This is a genomic window from Arthrobacter sp. OV608 (genome assembly GCA_900110595.1).
Lineage (GTDB): Bacteria > Actinomycetota > Actinomycetes > Actinomycetales > Micrococcaceae > Arthrobacter.
Map to the genome: position 1 here is coordinate 135915 of FOEZ01000011.1, position 20604 is coordinate 156518.

Below are 20604 nucleotides of genomic sequence, written 5' to 3' on the forward strand. Positions count from 1 at the left end.
GTTGGCATTTAGTTGATTCTTCCCTCGAAGCTGATGGCGAAGGCGTTCAGGGCCGGCTTCCATCGTGTGGCCCATCGTGCCCTGCCTTTGCCTGTGGGGTCTAGTGCCCGGCTGGCGGGTTAGAGGCAATTCAGGGCGGCTTGCTCTGTTGGGAAATGGCCTCTGGCCCTGACAGCTCGCCGGTAGCGGGCGTTGACGGATTCGATGGCGTTGGTGCTACAGATGACCCGCCGGATTTCGACGTCGTAGTCCAGGAACGGCACGAACTCGCTCCAGGCGTTCTCCCACAGCCGGGTGAGCGCCGGGTACTGCTTGCCCCATTTGCCGGAGAACTCGACGAAGCGCTCCTTCGCCGCGGCCTCTAAGGGTGCCGTGTAGACCGGTCGCAGGTCCCGGGACATTTCGTCCCAGTATTGGCGGGGTGCATAGCGGAAGGTGTTGCGGATCAGGTGCACGATGCAGGTCTGGACGACAGCGAGCTGCCAGACCGTGGTGATGACCTCGGGCAGGCCCTTGAGCCCGTCGCAGACCGTGATGCAGACGTCCTCCACGCCCCGGTTCTTGATGTCGGTCAGCACCGAGAGCCAGAACTTAGCCCCTTCGCCGCCGTCCCCGGCCCACAGCCCGAGGATGTCCCGTTCACCGTTGACGCTGAGGCCGATCGCGACGTAGACCGGCCGGTTGGTGACCTGCCCGTCGCGGACCTTAACGTGGATCGCGTCGATGAACATCACCGGGTCGACCCGGTCCAGGGGCCGGTTCTGCCATTCGGTCATCTCCCCGATGACCTTCTCGGTGATCCGAGAGATGGTGTCCTTGGAGACCCTGGCGCCAAACACTTCGGTGAAGTGCGCGGCGATCTCTCCGGTCGTGAGCCCTTTCGCGCTCAGCGACAACACGATCTCGTCAACACCGGTCAGCCGGCGCTGCCGCTTTTTCATGATCTGCGGATCGAATGTCGAGCCGGTGTCCCGCGGCACGTCGATCTCCACGGGCCCGATCTCGGTCGGCACGGTTTTCGTGCGGGTGCCGTTGCGGGAGTTCCCGCTCCCGCGCCCGGACACGTCGTGCTTTTCGTAGCCGAGATGTTCGTCCATTTCCGCTTTTCCGCTTCCAAAGCGGTCTCCAGGACATTCTTCGTAAGCCGGTTCAACAACCCGTCAGGCCCGACGAGGTCGATGCCCTGCGCCCTGACCTGGGCCAGGAGCTGCTCCGCTAACTCTTGCTGATCCACATCAGTCGCCATGGGATCCATGGTTCCGCTCATGATCAGTCCTCCCCGCCAGGCAACGCCGGCGTGTCAGGCCAACCCTGAATCCACCGTTATTCAGACACTCCCGAGTCACTTCCACGCTGGCTGAGTTGGCACAGGTTAACAAAAGGTTTGCTATCGGCTCTCGAAACAGGGGGAGTGTCCTCAAAAGGGGGCTATTGGTGGTGTTTTTCCCGCCGGACTCCGGCGGGTCAGAACTGTTGAGTCAGCGCGCGGTTGACGGCGGGAACACCGACAAAGGCCCGGGTAAATGATTCGGCAGAATCCGCCGAGGAGCTCTGCTGGTGGGCAACTTTGGTCTTCTTCGCGGGGGCATTCGGCCGTTCTGCACGCTGGATCTGCGAACGTGACCGGGCCGCAATTCGTGCCAACCTCTTGCCGTGCAAGCACGCAGCATTCACTGTTCATTAATCCTTGACAGAGCCTGCCGGTGGCCCTATGTTTATTGCAACCGATCTCAGCAACCGATCTCAGTGAGAATAAATGCAACCGATCTCAAAGGAGAGACTCGATGATCGAATGGCTCATCCCAGAGCATTCGGTGGCCGACATTCTGCAGGGCGTCGTTTTGAGTACGGCATGCTCCCGCACCAGCAACCCAGCAAACAGGAGAGATTCATGATCAAGAAGCGATGGGGCTTGGCAGTCGCCACAGCAGTCGTAGCCAGCCTTGCCCTCAGCGGCTGCTCCCCCTCAACTCCGGAATCTGAGGGGCCGGTGACGCTCAATTACTGGGACTTCCTCGATCCCAGCCAAGCTAATCCGCGCTCTAAAGCCCTGAAGGAAAACGTCGCCAACTTCGAGGCGGCGAACCCGGACATCAAGATCAACCTCTCCGTCGTTTCACTGGGCGATATGTTGAACAGGCTGCCGCAAGCTGCGGCAGCTGGCCAGGCTCCCGACGTCTTCAAGATGTACACTCCCGTCGTTCCTCAGATGGCATCCGCCGGCGTTTACTCTCCGCTGCCTGATGCGGCCTCCAAGGTGACTGACTGGCTGCGCCCAACCGACACTCTTGCCGGTCCTGACGGCAAGCAGGTCGCCGTGCCCTATGAGTATCGGACCTGTGCCCTCTACTACAACCAGAAGCTCCTTTCTCAAATCGGCGCGGCAGTTCCGACCACCTACGATGAGGTCGTCGACGTTGCACGAAAGGCTGCCGCCGCTGGGTTCACCGGCTTCGGAACCGGCTTTTCGGACACCGACAACTCAGCCATCATCAGCACCTTCTTTAACTGCTTCATGACCCAGGTCGATCAAGAAATCTGGAACAAAGACGGGCAAGCAGATTTTGCGACGGCCAAGGGTGAAGAGTTCGGTAACTTCCTTGCCAAGCTCCGGGACGCAAAGGCTCTGGGCAGCAACGTCGTTTCGGATACTTACGGCACCGTAGCTGACGGCATGGCAAGCGGTACTGTCGCGATGGCAATCATGGGCACGGAACGAGCAGTTTCGTATGCCTCCCAGAATCCGGATCTAAAGTGGACCGCCTTGCCGAAAGCAAGCACCGGAGATACCACGGGCACCACCATTGGGTGGACCCTGGGGATAGGCAATGGCAGCAAACACACTGAGGCGGCCTGGAAGTTTATCGAGTACATGACCGGCCCAGAAGCCGGGGCGCTCATGGCAACCGGTGGCGAGGTACCCACGCGCGCCGGCACCTATGAGCAACCTTTCTTCTCCTCGCCCGAGGCAAAGACCGTCAATGACATTGCCGCCTACGTCAAGAGCAACAGTGAACCACGCACGTATTCCAACACATGGACCGCGCTTGCCACTGGTCTCTCCCAGGCCGGGCAAAAACTGACCCTTAACGGTTCATCGGGCAGCGACTTTATCCGTTCCGCCCAGGATGCGGCCAACAAGAAGTAGCCGTCGGGGAGCCTGAGAAATCAGGCTCCCCTTCGGAAGGGAGAGATAATGTCAACAAACAGCACGACCCGAACTTCATCTCCGGGGGCCACTCCAACTGCAGGCGTCCAAGCTTTCCGCCGGACCCGCAGGGACCGCATGGTCTGGTTATACGTCGTCCCCGTCAGCGCCGTCTTCCTGTTTGTTTTTGTGGGACCGCTCATCTACACGGCGTGGACGGCGCTTCACGAGACTACGTATTACCAGATCGGCAAATTCTCTGGTCTCAATTCCTTTGTCCGGCTGTTCACCGACTCCGACCTGCCCAGTCGCATCTGGACAACCTTGGTGTTCTCGCTCGGTGCATTGATTATTGCCTTGCCGGCCGGACTTTTGTCTGCGATTGTGTTGAATAACCTGCATCGCTTCAAGCGCTCTGTCCGCAGCCTCTTCCTATTGCCGTGGCTGATGTCCCAAGCCACAGCGGGAACAATCTGGCTTTGGTTTCTCAACCCCAATTACGGGCCGGCCTCGGCTATCACCAAATCCCTTGGGTTCGGTCCTACTGATGTCTTCTCGTCCCCGAATAGTGCGCTCGTTGCCGTCACTCTGATGACGGCGTGGTGGTCCTACCCGCAAGCCATGCTTCTCTTTCTCGGAGCCCTTCAAACTGTCCCAGGGGAATTGTACGAAAGCCTCAAGGTGGACGGCGGAGGCATCCGGCATGCATTCTTGAACATCACGTTGCCTCACCTACGCAACACCATCGTCTCCGTGGTGATCGTTCTACTCATGCTCTATGTACAGATGGTCACCATCATCCTGGTGACCACACGAGGTGGTCCCATCGGATCGACCGAGACCCTGTCAATGCGGGTCTACAACCAGATGTTCGACAAGTTCGATCTCTCCGGGGCATCAGCAACGGCCATCCTCCTTTTCGCCGTCAACATTGTCCTCACTCTTGTCGCGATTCGTTTCCGGCGGAAGGAAAGCCTGTGAGCACCACAACCCCGCGTCGTAGAGGCGGCGTCGGCGCGGCCCTTCGGGCGGTTCCGGCCTGGGCCTACGTCATCCTCTCAGCCGCGGTCGTTTTACCGCCTGTCGCATGGATCGTGTCCACCTCGCTGAAAACCGCCTCGGATACCATCGAGTTCCCGCCACGATGGATTCCGGACCCAATCTCATTCGAGGGCTATACGGGCCTCCTGACGTCAACGAACATTCGATTCTTTGTTAACTCCCTCATTTACGCTGGCGGTTCGATCGCCCTCGCGTTGGCAATTTCGATTCCTGCAGCCTATGTCGCCACCAGGTACCGCAGCCGCCGCATGGAAACTCTGATGACCGGGATCCTGGTGCTGTCGATGGTTCCCGCGATCGTCGTCTTCATCGCCCTGTACTCCATGTTCGTCAAAACCGCGCTCATCAATACCTACCCGATGCTGATCGTCGTCTATACGGCGATCATTTGTGGACAAACCATCCTGTTTCTTCGCAACTTCATCGAGAACATCCCGGTGGAGATTGAGGAAGCGGCCGCAATCGATGGCTGCTCCCGGATACAGATCTTGTGGCGAATCATCCTCCCGCTCATCCGTCCCGGCATCGCTGCTGTGGCAATCTTCATCTTCGTGTTTGTTTGGAACGACTTCCTTGTAGGTACCGTCCTCGCCACCACAGAAGACATGAAGACCGTCCAAAATGGCATCGTGCGCTATATAACCACTGGCTTCGGTAGCTTCTGGGGACTCTTCGCCGCATTCATCGTCGTCGCTTTCATCCCAGTCCTCTCAATCTTCCTGGCGTTCCAGCGCTGGTTTGTTGCCGGGATGACGTCCGGTGGTGTCAAGGGATAACTGAAACAAGAGTTCTGGGGCCAACCTAGAAAGCACGCCACATGACCGCTTCCAGGCGGTCATGTGGCGGGCCCATTCAAACCAGCTAGCGATCCCGCGTCGCTGTCGCTCCGTGATGGGAGAAAGTAGGCCCTCGCCTCGCCCGGGCTCTGGCCAGGGCTATGGGTTTGGGATGATCATGGTGGTGTCTGCCACGGTGGACGCCGGTTTGTCTATGGTGCTGTAGTTGAGCCTGCCAGCTAGCGTGGCGCGGAGGACTTCCACGGGAACCGTGGATTGTTGCGTTTGAAGCACGAGTGTTAGATTCCTGAATTTCCCTGTCCTCCCCCGTGGCAGAAGTCACCAAGGCCGAGTAGGTGTCAGGAGGAGCAGCAATGGATATCGTGCATGAGCGGGCTGCCGGTTTGGACATTTCCAAACGAGACGCGAAGGTCTGTCTCCGGTTGCCAGGCCAACGGGCCGGGACCTTTACTTCCACGGTCACCACCTGCGGTGCGACTACCGGGCAGATCCTTGCGCTGCGGGACGTTCTGGAACGCGAGCACGTGACTACGGTGGTGATGGAAGCAACGAGCGATTACTGGAAGCCCTTCTTCTACCTGATGGAGGACGCTTTGCCGGTGATCCTGGTCAACGCCAAGGCCGCACGGAACATCCCGGGCCGTAAAACCGACGTTTCCGACGCCGCCTGGCTTGCCCAACTCGGAGCGCACGGGCTGCTCCGGCCCTCGTTCGTCCCGCCCGAACCCATCCGTGAACTGCGGGACCTGACCAGGGCACGGTCCATCGCCACCCGGGACCGGACCCGGGAGATCCAGCGGCTGGAGAAGTTCCTCGAAGGCTCGGGCATCAAGCTCTCCTCGGTGGTCTCGGACCTGACCGGGGTCTCCTCCCGGCGATGCTCGAAGCCCTCATCAACGGGGAACGGGACCCGGAGGTCCTCGCAGGCCTCGCCAAGGGAACCCTGCGCTCCAAAATTCCCGAGCTCGTGAACGCGCTGACCGGCCGGTTCAAGGCCCACCATGCCTTTATGGCCCGGCTTCACCTGGACCAGATCGATGCCCAGTCCCGCATCATCGACGCGCTCACCGGGCGGATAGAGGAAGCGATGGAACCCTTTCGTGCCGCCAGGGAATTCCTGGCCACCATCCCCGGAGTCTCGATCAAAGTCGCCGACGTGATCATCGCCGAAACCGGGGCGGACATGTCACGCTTCGAAACCCCGGGCCGGCTCGCATCCTGGACCGGGGTCTGTCCCGGCTCCAACGAATCCGCCGGCCGGATTAAATCCGCGCACATCCTGCCCGGCAACAAATATCTCAAAGCAGCCCTGGGCACCGCAGCGTTGTCTGCTTCCCGGAGCAAGGACACCTATCTGGCCGCTAAATTCCGACGCATCTCAGCACGGCGAGGACCCATGAAGGCCGTCGTCGCGATCGAACACTCCATCCTGACGGCAGCCTGGCACCTGCTCGCCGACGGCGAATGCTACAGCGACCCCGGCGCGGACCACTTCACCCGGCTGGACCCAATCAAAACCAAAAACAACGCCATCAAAAAACTCAACAGCCTCGGCTTCGACGTCACCATCACCCCAGCCACCGCAGCCTGACAAACCTTACTTTCGTATTAGCCTGACAAACCTTACTTTCGTATTAGCCGGATCTGCAATCTCTAAACTCTGACAAGCCCCCGGCCCGCGTCGTGGTCATCTTTCCCGGATGCGGATAGCTCAAGAATTGTCGCTTGGCTGCCAGTCGGGCGTCTGAATCAGCTCCACACGATTTCCGTCTGGATCGAGCATGTAGATCAGGAGGCCTCCTGCAACTGGGCCTGAGGCGGGTGCGACCGGCTCGGACAGGGCCTTATACCCGAGCGCGGTCATTTTGGCATAAACCTCGCGTACGTCAATGTCGGTGAAGGCAAGATGTGCGGTCCCCGGCTGCGCCTCTGATGGGTTAACGGCGGGTGGCGGATCCTCAACCTGGACCAACTCCAGGTTGAAGGTCCCATCATCGGTTGTGAGCATGAGTGCGTGGACCTTGACGTTAGGACGGCCGTAAAGTTCGCCGACGTATGGGCCTGATGTCCAGGCTTTCACGCGGGTCAGGCCGAGTCCTTCCACGTAGAACCGTGCGCTGCGCTCGATGTCCGTTACGTGCAGGGCAGTGTGATGATGCCGGATTGCAGTTTTCATCGTTATCTCCTTTTATCGGTTAAGAACTTCAACTTCGCTTGCTCCGTCCCAATGAGGGCGTCAGAGCAGCAGTGAGGGGTCCGTGGTGGACTTTCCCGGCGTCTGGGTACGCGCGCGCGTGTTGCCACTTTCCAAAGCATTGTGACGGGACCTCTGTGATTGCGAGGCATTGTGCAGGGGGTTCAGGTACCTATTCCCAGGTGTGCTCCGCCGGCCACATCGAGAGAAACTCCGGTGATGTAGCGGTTGTCGGGATCGGTCAGGAAAAGGATGGCGCGGGCGACTTCGTCGGGTTCGGCAAACCGGCGCATCGGCAGCTGGGCTGCCCGCTTCGCCCGGTTGGCGACCGCATCCGGGCCTGAATCTTTTGCGAACTGTGCCCACATGGGTGTGTTCACCGGGCCCGGCGCGATGGCGTTGACGGAGATGCCTTGAGGCCCAAGCAATTCTGCAAATGACCACATGATGTGCAGGACTGCGAGTTTGCTCGCGTTGTAAGGCAGGTAATTGAGGCGTGCTTCTTTGGCCGCGACGGAGGATAAGACCACGATTGCGCCGGCCGTGCCAGACTCAAGCATCGTCTTTGCTGTCTCTCGTACCATCGAGAACGTTGCAGAGGCATTGATCCTCAGGATGGAGTCGAATTCCTCAGTGGTTGTATCCATGATGTCGGGGGTGGTGCCGAGCACTCCTGCTGCTTGGACGAGGACATCGATGCGGCCGAATCTGGTTTTGATGTCCTGGACAACCGTTGCGCATTGTTGCTCGGAGGTGATGTCGAGCGGATAGAAGGCCTCCACGGCCTGGTCCTCTTTGGGGGAACGATCAGCGCCAATGACGACGGCGCCGGCAGCTTTGAATGCGCTGACAGCAGCATCGCCGATTCCCCCGCTCGATCCGGTCACCAGAACTACCTGGTCTTTGAGGCTCATCGGTTCTCTCCCCTCTGGAGGCGGCTGCACCGCGGTTCTCCTGCGGTCGGAGCGTAAGTTGCTGGCATCATGTCTAGTTCCTTCGTTGTGTCGTTCAGTCGACGGTTCGCGTGGTGTTCAAAGTTTTGGAGATGCTACGGGGAGACGATATCCCCAGCGCGGGACGTCGCCGCTGCCAGGACTGCATCGGCAATTTCTGTAGCTCGGAGTGCTTGGGCGAAGGTGACTGCCGGGATTCCACCCGTGCAGAACTTCAGCGCCGCCTCTGCTTGGCGAAGGAAGAGGTCCGAGGGGTCAAAGGCTTTTTCGTACTGGCCACCGTCACGCTCCCACACGTGCAGGGAATCGTTGGACCACAACATCCGGCCGTCACTTGCCAGGACATCGACGGTGAGACTCCAGTCGCCCTGGTTGAGACCTTGAGGCTCCTGCCAGGGAGACCAGTAGCTCTGCATGCTGAAGACGACGCCCTCAGGAAATTCGAGGGTGGAAACGACGTGCTCCGGCACCAGCGACCCATAGAGGCTGCTGCTGGCGCTGCTGGCCAGCACTTTCGGGTTGCCGTCAAACCATGATGAGACTAATTCGATGGCGTGAATGCCGTTCACTACAGCGACGCCGCCCTCCTTCGGGTCAGCGCGCCACGAGTCAACCTTTTGTTTATGCGCGACGGAACGAACAGACACGGCGATGACGTTCTTGTTCCTGATCCATTGAGAGACAAGTTCTGCGGCGGGATGTTGGTGGAGCTTGTACCCGACCATGAGTCTGTCGTTCACCCCGGAAGCGGCGGCCAGAACGGCAGCACCGTCGGCATCTGCGGCCACCGGCTTTTCAGTCAGCACACGGCATCCCCTGTTCAGCAGGTCGGCGCAAATGACCGGTTGCAGGGTGGTGGGCAATGCAACGACGACCAGGTCCACGTCCTCGGGGCGGAGTTCGGCAGTAGTGGGCACCAATTGTGCGCCCAGCTCCTGAGCCGGCGCCGAGCCGCGCTCGTCCCTCTCGACGAGGATGGCAACCTTCGCACCTGTCGCGGCAAACGCCCGCGCGTGCCGTGACCCGGCCCAGCCGGCCGCTCCTACGACAGCCACGCGCGGGGTCATGATGTGCCGCCACAGGAGGTCAGGCCGGAGATAAGCCAGTTGGTCATCACGTCGCTCCTTCGTGATCGGGTACAGGTCAGAATTTTATGAGATCGGTTGCTGAGATCGGTTGCAACCAACGTAGGGTTTGCAAAAGGCTCTGTCAAGGATCTAAGTGGGTTCGGTCCGACGTTCTCGGTTGGCCGCGCGGGGTTCTTGCGGGTTTGTGGTTTGGTGCGGAGAACTTCTTGCTTCGTTAGTGCGTGACTGTTTCCCGCGAGGCATCCTCGAGCACGCGTGGCTTGTTGAGCATCAGGGCTCCGACCGAAAGCACCAGGAGCCAGGCTCCGAGCATGCCGAACGATGGCAGCCAGCCGTCCCCCGGATGATGCAGGAGACCAAAAACGAGGGGGCCCATGCTTGCGAGGGCGTAGCCGACTCCCTGGGAGAACCCGGATAGGGCCCCTGATCCGGTCTGCGTTCGTGTTCGCTTATTGATCATCGTGAACGCGAAGGAGTACGCGCCTTGGCCAAGTCCGGCGATGGCGACCCAAACCGCGGCAGAGGCTGGCGGAGCAAAGATAATGCCTCCGTAGCCGATGGCGAACGCGACAACAAACAGGATTGCGACGGGCAGCGGGCGAGGCATTCGCGTCACTACCAGAGGCACAATCAGGCCGACGGGAAGTGCGAGGATTGAATAGAGCGCCAGCATGGATCCAGCGGTTTCCTGACTCATTCCACTGTCGAGAAGAACAACCGGAAGCCAAGTGAGCGCTGCAAAGGTATTGCTTGAGCAACCGGCGAAGATCAGTGCAGCACCCCAGCCAATTGATGATCTCCAGGGCTTGATCGCGCTCATGGGGGGAGACAGCCGATCGTTGGAGGCTGATGTCTTGGAGTGGTCAACAGTCCGCTTGGCTATAAGAAGGATCAGCCAAGGTACCGCAGCGACCGCGCTGAAGGCCGCCCAAATGCCGATGGAGAACCGCCAGCCATAGAGGTTGCCCAAGGGTATGGCAGATTGGGCGGCCACGGCCGTGCTGAGGCCCAGCAGAGTTATGTGGAGCGCTGCGAGGATCCCGGTCTTGTCGGGAAAGTACTTCATCAGCAGCGGCGGTATCACAACATTGACCAGCCCGATCCCGAGCATGGCGATCATGGTGAACACCAGGAATGCGGGGATGTTCCATCCCAGCGCACGGCCGACCTGACCACATGTTGTCAGCAGGATCGAAACCAGCAGCAGGTGGTCGAGCTGGATACGCCGGAGGAGCGGCAGAGTCAGGAAGCCCATCAGTGCGAAACCGGCGGTCGGCAGCATCCCCAGGATCCCTGTCGCTGCGGCATCGAGGTGAAGGTCCCGGCTTATTGGACCAAGGAGTGGAGAGACAGCCGAAACGGCTTCTCTGGCGCTGAACGCGACCAGCAAGATGCCAACAAGCGCGCTGAGCCGGCCGCGTAGAGGCTGTCTTCTCGCTCCCCCGGTGTGTGGTCTGCCCTGACGGAGGCGAAGTGGAGCGATGTCTGCACCTCCGTATGTCATCAGGTTTGTTCGAGCCACGGTTCCACGATGCTCACATCAAGGACTGCAGGTGCAGTGAAGAATGGGCGAGCTCGGTTGGTTGTCAGCTTCCGTTTACTGCGTGACTGGCCCATTCACGGCCGGCCTGCTCTTCAGTCGGCAAACCGGCGGCAGCGAGAATCCGGTCGAGCAAGCGTTGGGTGTGGACGGCTTCCCGGCCGGAGGTAAGTGGCTGCGCCCGGTCAGCCACCCGGTCCAGGAAGTGGTGAACGGCGGCCGAAAATCCCAGGGTGTCTGTCGCGGTGGCCCAGCCATAGGCCTCGGCGCTGAGTTCCCGCGCTGTGGTGACGCCCTTGACAGTGGTCGAAACCGTCTCGGGTGCCCTGACTTCGACGGTCTTTCCATCGCCGTAGGCGTCCAGTTTTTCGTTCCAGGCTCCGGCTGTCCGGGCTGCCATCAGGAGGCCGGTGTTTCCGGTGCTGAAGCGGATGGTTGCTGCGAGGCCGTCTTCTTCCCAGGGGTCGTCACCGGCGGCGTGGGCGGCGACGTGTTCGGGTTCGCCGCCGCAGTACCAGCGGAGGAGATCGACCATGTGGATGGCGTTCTCGAAGGTTGCACGGTATTCGGATCCGGGGCGGTTTTTCTGGGCGACGCAGAAGGTGGCGCCTTTGGCGCCAAAGACTTCCCGCCCGGCGGTATAGACGGGGGCGTAGCGGCGGTTGAAGTCCACCATCAGGATTCGTCCCCGCTCGTCGGCGAGATTTGCCAGGCGTTCTGCTTCATCGGTTGCTGGTGCCAGAGGCTTTTCGCAGAACACGTCGATGTCACGGCTGAGGCATAGCTGGACGGCATGGGCGTGCTCGGAGCGTGGCGTCAGCACGAATACGGCATCCAGCTCCTGCGAATCCAGCATGTCCTCCATCGTTTTGTAGGCGGCGTTGAAGCCCCAGCGTCGGACCAGGTTGCCTGGATCCTCACGCCGGGACACCAGGGCCGCCAATTCAACGTCGTCGCGTTGTACGAGGGTGGGCAATTGGGCGATGGTGGCGATGTTGCCGGCGCCGACAACTCCGACGCGGAGACGGGTGGTGTTCATCAGGCGTTCCTTACTTTAGCCAGATCAGCGAGCATTGAGCGCAGGACATTAGCTGATTCCCTGAATCCGTCCTCGGGCGCAGGGAGGTCTTGCGGGTGCCAGCGGTACTCGAGCTCGATGCTCAGCACGTCGTCGTAGCCATGCTGCAGCAACGCAGCGAGAATCTGAGACCACGGAACGACGCCGCTTCCGACGACGCGGGAGCGGACGGCCCGCTCGGATGCGTCGACTCGGGCGGTTTCGGTGGCGCGGAAGGCAGCATTGGGATCGGTGAAGACGAGGTCCTTCACGTGAACGTGACCGATCAGGTCACCTTGAGCAGCGAAGGCCTGGTCGTACTTTTCGTCGTGGGTGAATGTGAGGTTCGCCTGGTCGTAGAGAACGCGGACGGCCGGGTGGGCTATTTCGCGGACCAGGGCAGCGGTGTCCGCCGCGGTCTGGGTCATGGTGCCAAAATGGTTCTCCACGCAGAGTCGAACCCCGGCCTGGTCAGCAACAGGTGCCAGGGTCTCCAATGCCTGACGCAATTTTGCCCATCGCGCGGCGTGGTCGTTATCGCCGGGGTGCCAAGATCCGGCGTAGACTCGGACCCTGTCAGCGCCGAGCAGGTGCGCGGTCTCTATGGCGCCTCGGAATTCATTGACTGCGTTGCCCCATTCCACGTGGTCCAGGGAGTTGATGGCAGTAGTGTAGGGTGTCAGACCCACGATGGGAACGCCTGCGCCGTCGGCCGCTTTTAGAGCCTCCATCGCGGCGCGACGATCACCTAACGGCAAGCCAGACTTGTAGTCATTCTGGTAGATGACTTCCGCGGCATCGAGCCCAGCGGCTCGGAATAGATCAAGTGCTTGGGGAACCGTGTGGTCCGGGGTGCCTAGTGTGTGACCGGCTAGCCGCATTGTTCATGTCCTTTCTGGAGTGTTTGGAGCTGCTGTCCAGTCCGCGGGACCGACCAGCCGGGGCGGGGATGCGACGCGGCTTCGATCCACGATTTCCATCAGCAATCCCCAAGGGGTGACGAAGTAGGTCCAGCGGTTGCCGGCTACCCGGGGGCTGTCGCCGGCGACTTCTTTGCGCTCTCCGAGCACGCGTACCCCGGGTGTGTTCTGCAGCACTGCGACCGCTGCATCGACGTCGTCGACGACGAAGCACAGGTGGTGCCCGCCGGCGTCGCAATGCCGCGGTGGGGTATCGCGCCTATCAGCGCTGCTCCACTCGAAAAGCTCGATGTTGAGGTTCGGTGGCAGGCGCAGCATGGCGAGCGTGAGCTTGGCATCTGCAGGGACCTCGAAGTTTGTGGGCATGAATTCTTCGTCGGGCCCGCGTTCGGAGCGGTACAGCTCTTCAGCTCCGAGGACTTCGACGAAGAACCGGATGCCGTCTTCAAGATTGGGCACCGTCAGGCCGACGTGGTCTGTGTGCTGAAGCCCTGGCAGACGCCGGAGCGTGGACTCCTGTCCCCCGCTCATTTGCGTGGTCCGGAGGTGGACCCGCGGACCAGAAGCTGAGGTTCGAGGACGATATGGTCCACGGAGCCATCTGCGTTCTGCTTCTCGGCAAGTTCGATGGCGATGTGTCCCATGTCGGCAATCGGCTGCTGGATGGTTGTCAGGGCGGGGTTGAACCGGGCACCGAGAGCGAGACCATCGAAGCCGATAACCGAAACGTCTTCCGGTACCCGTACGCCGCCTCGGCCGAGTGCCGAAATAACGGCGAAGGCCACCATGTCATTGGCTGCAATGATGGCCGTTGGCGGATTGTCCATCTGCAGGAAATGCTCTGCTCCGCGCGTCCCCGCATCCAGGTCTGATCCGCTGTCCAGCACCAGGGGTGTGCTGCCGCTCTGTGCCGTGAGCTCCAGATAGGCGTCCATCCGGTCCTGGGCGGTGTGCGTCCCGGCGATGCCGGATACGTAGCCGATCGAGGTGTGCCCCAGAGCGTGCAGGTGGTCCAGTGCGAGCATGATTCCGCGGCGGCTGTCGACGGTGACGGTCGGAACCGAATCATCCCCTTCCACTCTGTCGATCACCACAACCTTGTGGCCGAAGTCGAAGCGTTTCAGGGCCTCGCTATCGACCTTTGTGGAAGGCGCGACGATCCCGAAGGGGGCATACATGGCCTGCATGGCGGTGAAGTATCCGTCGGTTTTGGCCGGGTCCCCGTTGGTGACGCAGAGCAGCAGCTGGTAGCCGCGCTCGTCGGCTGCCTGCGTCATCGTCTTGGCAAGTTCGGCGAAGAACGGGTTCGTGATGTCCGGGACGATCAGCGGGATGAAGGTGCTGGTTTTTCGGCGGAGCGCCTGGGCGAGTGGACTCATCGTGTAGCCGAGTCCCTCGGCGACCCGAAGGATGTGCTCGCGTGTTTCACTCTTCACCGCCTCGGGGCGTGAAAACGCCCGGGAGACCGTGGAACGGTGGACACCGGCAGCTTTTGCAACGACGTCGATACTCAAGTCAGGCATGTTGTCTTCCTCCTTGCTGGTCGTCATAGGCCTGCCAAATGGGGCGCATGACATTTTCGAGCTGGGCCAGCGTGGTCAGGCCCCGGAATCCATCTTCCAGCGTCCGGGCGACGCTCCGCACGAACGGAGCGTAAAGAGGGTCGCTATCCACATTGATCTTGTCGACCTCCGTGGTGCCGTCCAGTGCAGTGAACGCAGCTGTGCCGTCCGAATCAACGGAAGCGAATCCTGCCTCACCGACCGAGGTAAAGCTGCAGTAGCGCTTAAGCGGCGAACCAGGGAATGCGTAGCCAACCTCCACAATGGCTTCGCGTCCTTCCGGTGTCGTGATGATGAGACTGGCATGATCCTCAACAGCCTGGTGGTGAAGAACCGATGAGAGCCGGGAGTCCACATGTGTTGCTGTCTCACCACTGCCCCTGAGGAACAGATCGACAAAGTGTGGACCCAAATTCGCCAGGCAGCCCCCACCAGCCTTGACCGGATCGAGCATCCAGGGATTGGCATTGGCGAGATACCGGGATGGTGGACCAGCAATGAATGAGGTTCGCTGGTAAGTGGGCCGGCCCGCCTTGGCAAGCCATTGCTCTGTTGGTCCGCCGCGCTGAACCAGGGGGACAGTGGCAGGCACGCCAGCTGCCTCGGCGGCTTGACGCACGGCGGAAAGCTCGTCAAGGGAAGTGCCCAACGGCTTTTCCACCACGAACGGAATACCGCGCTCGATCAGGGCAAAACACTTTTCGGCCATACCCTCATGGGGACCGAAGACATAGGCGAGTCCGACGTCGGGAAGATCCACCAGCTTCTGCCAATCCGCTTCAACCGGTGCCCCCCAGCCTTCGGCCAGGTCCTGCACCTGCACGCGGGATACGTCGTCATCACCGACTCCGATTACCTCGTGCTCTTGGGCAATAGCCTGCGCACAAAGCGGAACATGCCAATGGGAAGCACCCAGAATGATTGTGCGTACGTGAGTCAACCGCAATACCCCCTTGCATGAGATCGATTGCTGAGATCGGTTGCAATAACAGTATGGATGGTGGGAGAGTTTGTCAACGACAACCAAACACCAGCAAGGGCCGGGCCGCTCAAGAAGGCAGAGATACCCGGCCAGAGAGAGGCCAGTATGTATAAGAAACTTCACACCCTGCAGACCATCGGCGAGTCAGGGGCCGTCCTTATCGTGCGGCTGGAGAACGCGGAGCTTGCCGAACGCGTTGCAGAAGCTGCCATTGAAGGGGGTTTTCGTGCACTCGAGATCACGCTTTCCATTCCAGGGGCTGTAGATGTGATCCGTCGGCTCGCCGCCAAACACGGCTCCGCCGGCGTGGCAATCGGCGCCGGAACAGTGCTGGACGAGCACTCAGCGTACGAATGCATCCGGGCCGGCGCTCAGTTCCTGGTCAGCCCTCAACTGAACCCCGCGATGATCCGCACCGCGAACCGGTATCAGATACCAACCATCAGCGGAGCCTACACACCGACCGAGCTCGTCAACTCCGCTGAGGCAGGCGCTGACATCCTCAAGCTCTTCCCGACCGAGGCCGGCGGAGTCGCCTACGCGAAGTCCGTCTTGGCTCCGCTGGCACATCTGCCGATCATGCCCGCAGGTGGCGTAACACTGGAAAACGTGGGCGAATGGTTCGCAGCGGGCGTGGCAGGCGTCGGCGTGGGCAGCTACGTGACAAAAGCATGGCAACCCGATGGCGACTTCTCCCGCGTCACGGAGGCCGCCAAGGAGTTCCTGTCAGCAGTAGCAGAGGCCCGGAAATAATGTCCCCCCGCGTCTTCATTGTCATCGGTCCGGCAGGCTCAGGGAAAACAACGATTGCCCAGCAAACAGCACAACGGCATGAAGCTGCGTACCTGGACAAGGACCGGGTCAGTGGCCGCTTCGTTGAATTCACACTGACCGCCACCGGGCAGGATCCCACCGACCGCGAGTCCAACGACTACTACCGCGCCAATTTGCTGCCCCTCGAGTACGAGACTCTCATGGACGTGGCAGGGATAAACTTGCGTCTCGGCCGGTCAGTGGTCCTTGATGCTCCCTTTGGAGCCTATTTCGGAGACCCAGACTATTTGACTCGTGCAGCAGAAGACTTCCAGTGGCCGTCGTCCGCGATAACCGTGATACGAGTCCGGGTGCCTCAAGACGTTCTACGTACGCGTCTCACCCGCCGCGGACTGGAGCGAGACCAGTGGAAACTTGCCCACTGGGATGACTACTGGTCGGTATACGGCAGCCTGGAGTGCGCTTGGTCCGGAGTGGATTTCCAGGACCTGAACAATGAGGCGCCCCTTCAGGTCGATTGACGTGAACTGGCCTGGGAGATTAGCGGCGCGGACTTGCGCACGATCAACGAGGCGGACAGAGGCTCGCCCCTTGGCCTGCATGTCTGTCCCGAAGCCGAGGCCTATGTTCGAAATCAGGCCGCGAGCACACGCAACGTTGACAAGGATCACAATTCCTCCGTATCGTTGCTTGCAACCGATCTCAGCAACCGATCTCATTTAGGAGATAAAGGCGGCTGGACCAGCTATTTGCACTGCAAGTCAGGCAGCGCCGAGGCGTTGCTCCAGTTGTTGGTCATGGCCGTCCGTCGTCCGTCGAGCCGAGTTACAGCCGGGCGAGACCCGTACACCCCTTCAGGTGTTCGGAATTCAATACCCCCTCGCAGCAAACGTGAAAATATGGAGAGTTCAATGAAGACCTCAAGTGAAGTCCTCGGCAGCCCGAAGGCGCCCGATCGCAGCTTCCGCAACGTAGTGGCAGGCACGATTGGCCACTTCGTGGAGTGGTACGACTGGTACATTTACGGGCTGCTGGCAGCGGTGTTCTCATCGCAGATATTTCCAAGCGATTCCCCGTTCGCTTCCCTTGTCGCAGCACTGCTCACCTATGCGGTTGGGTTTTTTGTACGCCCGCTCAGCGGAATCATCATCTCTCCACTGGCCGACCGTTTCGGCCGAAAGCTCATCCTGACGCTGTCCGTCTCCGGGATGGCGCTCGGCTCGCTCATCATCGGCCTCACACCTTCATTTGCGACCATCGGCTATGCGGCGCCTGCGCTCTTTCTGGTTGCACGCATTATCCAGGGCATCTCGGCCGGTAGTGAGGGGCAGAGCGCCATCGCATTCATGGTGGAACACGCTCCCGCGAACAGGAGGGGCCTGTTCGGTTCGTTCACCAACATGGCGAGCGGCCTCGCCACCCTCGTAGCGACCGGCGCCGCGGCAATGGTGACATCAGCATTTACTCCAGCGGACCTCGCCGCCTTTGGGTGGCGAATCCCGTTCGTCGTGGGCGGCATCCTCGGCGTCGTCGGCCTGATCTTGAGGGCCCGCGCAGAAGAGACCCCTGAGTTTGAGGCAACTGCCCTCGTCGATCAAAAGTCCGCACCGGCCCGCCTGATGGACCTGCTCCGCGAACACCCGAAGGCGCTGCTGCAGGCAGCAGCACTGTCCGCCCCTGCTGTGGCCTACTACACCTGGGCTACCTTCCTTCCCACCTATGCCAAGCTGACGACCGGCCGGGACCTGGCATCCACTCTGGCCGGGAGCGTCATCGGGCTGGCCTTGCTCGTTATCATCGTGCCGACCTGCGGCGCGCTCTCGGACCGACTCGGCCGACGTAAAATCTTCCCCATCATCGGTGCCATCGGCATGATCGTTCTCTTCTACCCCATGCTCCTGCTGCTGAACCAGCCGGGCTTTGGCGTGTACGTTCTGGTATCGGCGTCGGGGTGGGTGGTTCTGGGTATCTGGCAGTCCGTCTACCCGACCATCCAGGCCGAACTGTTCCCAGCTGCGGTACGGGTATCGGGCATCGGCTTCGCCCACCAAATCGTGATTGCCGTCTTCGGCGGCACTGCACCACTGATCGCCGCCGCCTTCGTTGGCGCCGGACAGCCAATGCTCGTCGCGGTCTACATGACAGTCATCGTCACCCTCTGCCTCATCGTGTACACCACGCTCCCGGAGACCGGCAACCGCGGTGACCGTGCCACCGTGGCGCTTGCTGACCCCGAGGTCCTCGAAGGCGAGCACCTGCTCGTGAGCACTCCGTCGGGCACCGAAGAGACGAAGCGTTCCCAGTAGGCCCGCGTATCCCTGGGAACCCATGGCGGCTCGACCGGGCACGAAGGGGCGCGCCCCCGGGCCTCGTCGAGCCGCCTGGCTAGCCAAGGCCAGGATCCCTGCGCAGGAAGCAACGCACATTGCGTTATGAATGAAACACTTTTCCCCATAGGCGAAGAACAGAGAGGATGCCTTCAAGTGAACCAAATGATTATTAATACATTTTCCTACCTATGGTCATCTACGGCAATTGATGCGATAGCCGAATTGGTCGACAACGGGTATGAAACCTTTGAAGTTCCAATCAGCTCACCACATTGCTGGCCGGATGAAATATCCAGTCAGGAGCGCGCGGCAACTTATGCGAGACTCGACGGATACGGTGCGAAAATCAGGTCACTGAACGCCGGAGGATATGACATTAACCTGGCCAGCCCCGGCGCCAACATGCGCCGCAAAAGTGTTGACCACATCAAGTCGGTGATCGAGTTGGCCGCTGCTTGGGATGTCCCCGAGGTCGTCATCTCCCCCGGCACGCGACGCCCAATGATTTCACCTTCGCTCGATCGGGTTTACGGGTGGATGTACGAGAGCCTGGAGAATCTCATCCCCCTGGCTAAGCAGGCCGGCACGCGACTGCTCTTCGAAAACACTCCCTACTGCTTCACGCCTACCATCCAGGACCTCGCGGGCGTCGTAAGCATCATCAACGACGACGCAGTCAAGATCGTGTACGACGTCGCCAACGCTGCCTACATCCTAGAGGATCCCGTGGATAGCCTGCTCTCCAACCACGAAGCGATTGGACTTGTCCATATTTCCGATACGGGCACCGAAACCTGGGGCCACGATCCAATCGGTACCGGAGTAATCGACTGGAATGGACTAGGCAAGGCCGTAAAAGAAACCTGCGGCGTCGAAAACGTAGTTCTGGAGATCATTCGTGAAGAGAACCCGGTGCAGGAATTCAAGACGGCTATGCAGGACCTCAAGAATCAAGGCTGGGATCTGGGAGATTAGCCGCGCGTAAAAGGTGCGGCCGACTTGCAGATGCTTGTTGCCAATATAATATTACCGACACGCGTCGTAGGTGAATCTGAAAAGCTCATCAGTCTTACAGAATTTGATTGATCGTCACCCTTTGCGGTCCAAAAAGATTTCATGTGAAACCCCTAGTAAAAGGAATGAGTGCAATGAGAGCACTGGTCAGTGGCGGAAGCAGCGGCATAGGCGCGTCTACCTGCTTGAGAATCGCAGAGGCGGCTCTGGCTCGGGGTGTGCACCCGATGATTGCCGTGGCTGGGCACGAAGCAAACAGCAGCCAAAAAGAAGTCGTTCGTTCAATCGAGCAGATGGGCGGTACCGCCATCGCCTTGGCCGGCGACCTCGGTGACCATGAAGTACCAGGTCGACTGGTAGAGGCCGCGGTAACTGAATTCGGTGGCCTGGACGCACTGGTTGCAAACGCCGGAATCGCAATCCCCGGAGCCATCTGCGACGTATCCCTTGAGGACTGGGACAACATGTTCTCCGTTAACCTCCGCGGAGCTTGGCTTCTAGCCAAAGCAAGCTACCCGCACTTGAAGCAAACCCACGGTGCCGCCTGTTTTACCTCTTCAATGTCCGGCCAACAGCCACACGCCGGATCCGGAGCCTACAGCCCGACCAAGGCCGCACTGACCATGCTCGCCCAAACACTCGCGCTGGAATGGGCACCAGACGGAATCCGTGTAAACGTGGTATCCCCCGGCATGACCCACACACGAATGACCGAAAAAATGTACGCCGATCCCCAAATCAAAAAAGCAAGAGAAGACATCATCCCGCTCGCAAGAATTGGCGATCCCATGGACATTGCGAACGTGATCGAATTCCTTCTAAGTCCGCTCTCGGGTTATGTCACCGGTCAAGATATCTGTGTTGATGGTGGCTTCTCTAAGTCTATTCTCAGCCATATTCCTGGCCGGCCCAGCTCCAAATCCTGAAGCCCGATCTGTATCGCACGAAGACAAACGGCGAGTTTGGAGAACCCCTACTGATCAAAAACCTAACTATCTACGCGGTGAGTGAGCGGCGAATCTTGACGTTTTGCTTTCATCGTGGAGGTCCAGTCCCTTTAGGCGCTTTGAGGGCTCTTCGCGGTTCGTGGGGGAACGGGTCCCTGAGATAAGTGTCATGCCGCCGTCAGGACGGCACTTCTCAAGAGAATAACCGCTTTGTAATTGGCAGGGTTGCGGTAGCC

The 20604-nt window shown here is 60.1% G+C and carries 19 protein-coding genes and 2 pseudogenes; 10 read left to right on the forward strand and 11 right to left on the reverse strand.

Annotation, left to right across the window (positions count from 1 at the left end):
* Positions 1-8: 8 nt before the first annotated feature.
* Positions 9-1267: pseudogene (locus tag BMX78_RS15155) on the reverse strand (IS256 family transposase).
* Positions 1268-1891: 624 nt separating this feature from the next.
* Between BMX78_RS15155 and BMX78_RS15160 the strand changes: the two are divergent.
* The 5 genes and pseudogenes from BMX78_RS15160 to BMX78_RS23710 all read left to right on the forward strand — a co-directional run.
* On the forward strand, positions 1892-3148 hold the full coding sequence (locus BMX78_RS15160; RefSeq protein WP_286139047.1) for an ABC transporter substrate-binding protein: 1257 nt from the start codon (positions 1892-1894) through the stop codon (positions 3146-3148).
* A gap of 48 nt (positions 3149-3196) precedes the next feature.
* Entirely contained in the window at positions 3197-4129 is a 933-nt protein-coding gene (locus tag BMX78_RS15165) for a carbohydrate ABC transporter permease (RefSeq protein WP_286139048.1), read from the forward strand.
* Positions 4126-4986, forward strand: coding sequence for a carbohydrate ABC transporter permease (locus BMX78_RS15170; protein WP_139204988.1), 861 nt, complete (start codon positions 4126-4128; stop codon positions 4984-4986). The genes BMX78_RS15165 and BMX78_RS15170 overlap by 4 nt, the downstream gene beginning before the upstream one ends.
* A 374-nt stretch (positions 4987-5360) precedes the next feature.
* A complete protein-coding gene (locus tag BMX78_RS23705; protein ID WP_353615444.1) occupies positions 5361-5978 on the forward strand; it encodes an IS110 family transposase in 618 nt (205 codons plus the stop codon).
* A gap of 116 nt (positions 5979-6094) precedes the next feature.
* Positions 6095-6298: pseudogene (locus BMX78_RS23710) on the forward strand (IS110 family transposase); the annotation flags it as partial.
* Between the two features lie 176 nt (positions 6299-6474).
* On the opposite strand, the gene BMX78_RS23715 reads toward BMX78_RS23710, so the two are convergent.
* From BMX78_RS23715 to BMX78_RS15220, 10 genes are all read right to left on the reverse strand, one after another.
* Positions 6475-6576: a hypothetical protein gene (locus BMX78_RS23715; protein ID WP_353615446.1), complete on the reverse strand. Its 102-nt coding sequence runs from the start codon at positions 6574-6576 to the stop codon at positions 6475-6477.
* A 142-nt stretch (positions 6577-6718) separates the two neighbouring features.
* Positions 6719-7183, reverse strand: a complete 465-nt coding sequence (locus BMX78_RS15180) for a VOC family protein (protein WP_091420814.1) — start codon at positions 7181-7183, stop codon at positions 6719-6721.
* 182 nt (positions 7184-7365) lie between these two features.
* Complete coding sequence (locus BMX78_RS15185; RefSeq protein ID WP_091420821.1) at positions 7366-8115, reverse strand: SDR family NAD(P)-dependent oxidoreductase; 750 nt, start codon at positions 8113-8115, stop codon at positions 7366-7368.
* 134 nt (positions 8116-8249) lie between these two features.
* A complete protein-coding gene (locus tag BMX78_RS15190) occupies positions 8250-9221 on the reverse strand; it encodes a Gfo/Idh/MocA family protein (RefSeq protein WP_091420822.1) in 972 nt (323 codons plus the stop codon).
* A gap of 235 nt (positions 9222-9456) precedes the next feature.
* A complete protein-coding gene (locus tag BMX78_RS15195) occupies positions 9457-10632 on the reverse strand; it encodes an MFS transporter (protein ID WP_286139050.1) in 1176 nt (391 codons plus the stop codon).
* A 196-nt stretch (positions 10633-10828) separates the two neighbouring features.
* Positions 10829-11821, reverse strand: coding sequence for a Gfo/Idh/MocA family protein (locus BMX78_RS15200; RefSeq protein ID WP_091420826.1), 993 nt, complete (start codon positions 11819-11821; stop codon positions 10829-10831).
* Positions 11821-12720, reverse strand: a complete 900-nt coding sequence (locus BMX78_RS15205) for a sugar phosphate isomerase/epimerase family protein (RefSeq protein ID WP_091420829.1) — start codon at positions 12718-12720, stop codon at positions 11821-11823. Before BMX78_RS15205 ends, BMX78_RS15200 begins: the two co-directional genes overlap by 1 nt.
* A gap of 3 nt (positions 12721-12723) precedes the next feature.
* On the reverse strand, positions 12724-13290 hold the full coding sequence (locus BMX78_RS15210) for a VOC family protein (protein ID WP_091420831.1): 567 nt from the start codon (positions 13288-13290) through the stop codon (positions 12724-12726).
* Positions 13287-14282 (reverse strand): LacI family DNA-binding transcriptional regulator, encoded by a 996-nt coding sequence (locus tag BMX78_RS15215; RefSeq protein WP_091420833.1) that lies wholly within the window; start codon positions 14280-14282, stop codon positions 13287-13289. The genes BMX78_RS15210 and BMX78_RS15215 overlap by 4 nt, the downstream gene beginning before the upstream one ends.
* Complete coding sequence (locus BMX78_RS15220; protein WP_091420836.1) at positions 14275-15261, reverse strand: Gfo/Idh/MocA family protein; 987 nt, start codon at positions 15259-15261, stop codon at positions 14275-14277. Before BMX78_RS15220 ends, BMX78_RS15215 begins: the two co-directional genes overlap by 8 nt.
* 147 nt (positions 15262-15408) lie before the next feature.
* Here BMX78_RS15220 and BMX78_RS15225 point away from each other — a divergent pair, with 147 nt between their 5' ends.
* The 5 genes from BMX78_RS15225 (at position 15409) to BMX78_RS15245 (ending at position 20347) form a co-directional block, all read left to right on the forward strand.
* Positions 15409-16056 (forward strand): bifunctional 4-hydroxy-2-oxoglutarate aldolase/2-dehydro-3-deoxy-phosphogluconate aldolase, encoded by a 648-nt coding sequence (locus BMX78_RS15225; protein ID WP_091420838.1) that lies wholly within the window; start codon positions 15409-15411, stop codon positions 16054-16056.
* Positions 16056-16598: a P-loop nucleotide/nucleoside kinase family protein gene (locus BMX78_RS15230; protein WP_091420840.1), complete on the forward strand. Its 543-nt coding sequence runs from the start codon at positions 16056-16058 to the stop codon at positions 16596-16598. Before BMX78_RS15225 ends, BMX78_RS15230 begins: the two co-directional genes overlap by 1 nt.
* Before the next feature lie 390 nt (positions 16599-16988).
* Positions 16989-18383, forward strand: coding sequence for an MFS transporter (locus BMX78_RS15235; RefSeq protein WP_091420843.1), 1395 nt, complete (start codon positions 16989-16991; stop codon positions 18381-18383).
* 186 nt (positions 18384-18569) lie between these two features.
* Positions 18570-19382, forward strand: a complete 813-nt coding sequence (locus BMX78_RS15240) for a sugar phosphate isomerase/epimerase family protein (protein WP_091420858.1) — start codon at positions 18570-18572, stop codon at positions 19380-19382.
* A gap of 173 nt (positions 19383-19555) precedes the next feature.
* Positions 19556-20347: an SDR family NAD(P)-dependent oxidoreductase gene (locus tag BMX78_RS15245; RefSeq protein ID WP_091420844.1), complete on the forward strand. Its 792-nt coding sequence runs from the start codon at positions 19556-19558 to the stop codon at positions 20345-20347.
* Positions 20348-20604: the final 257 nt, after the last annotated feature.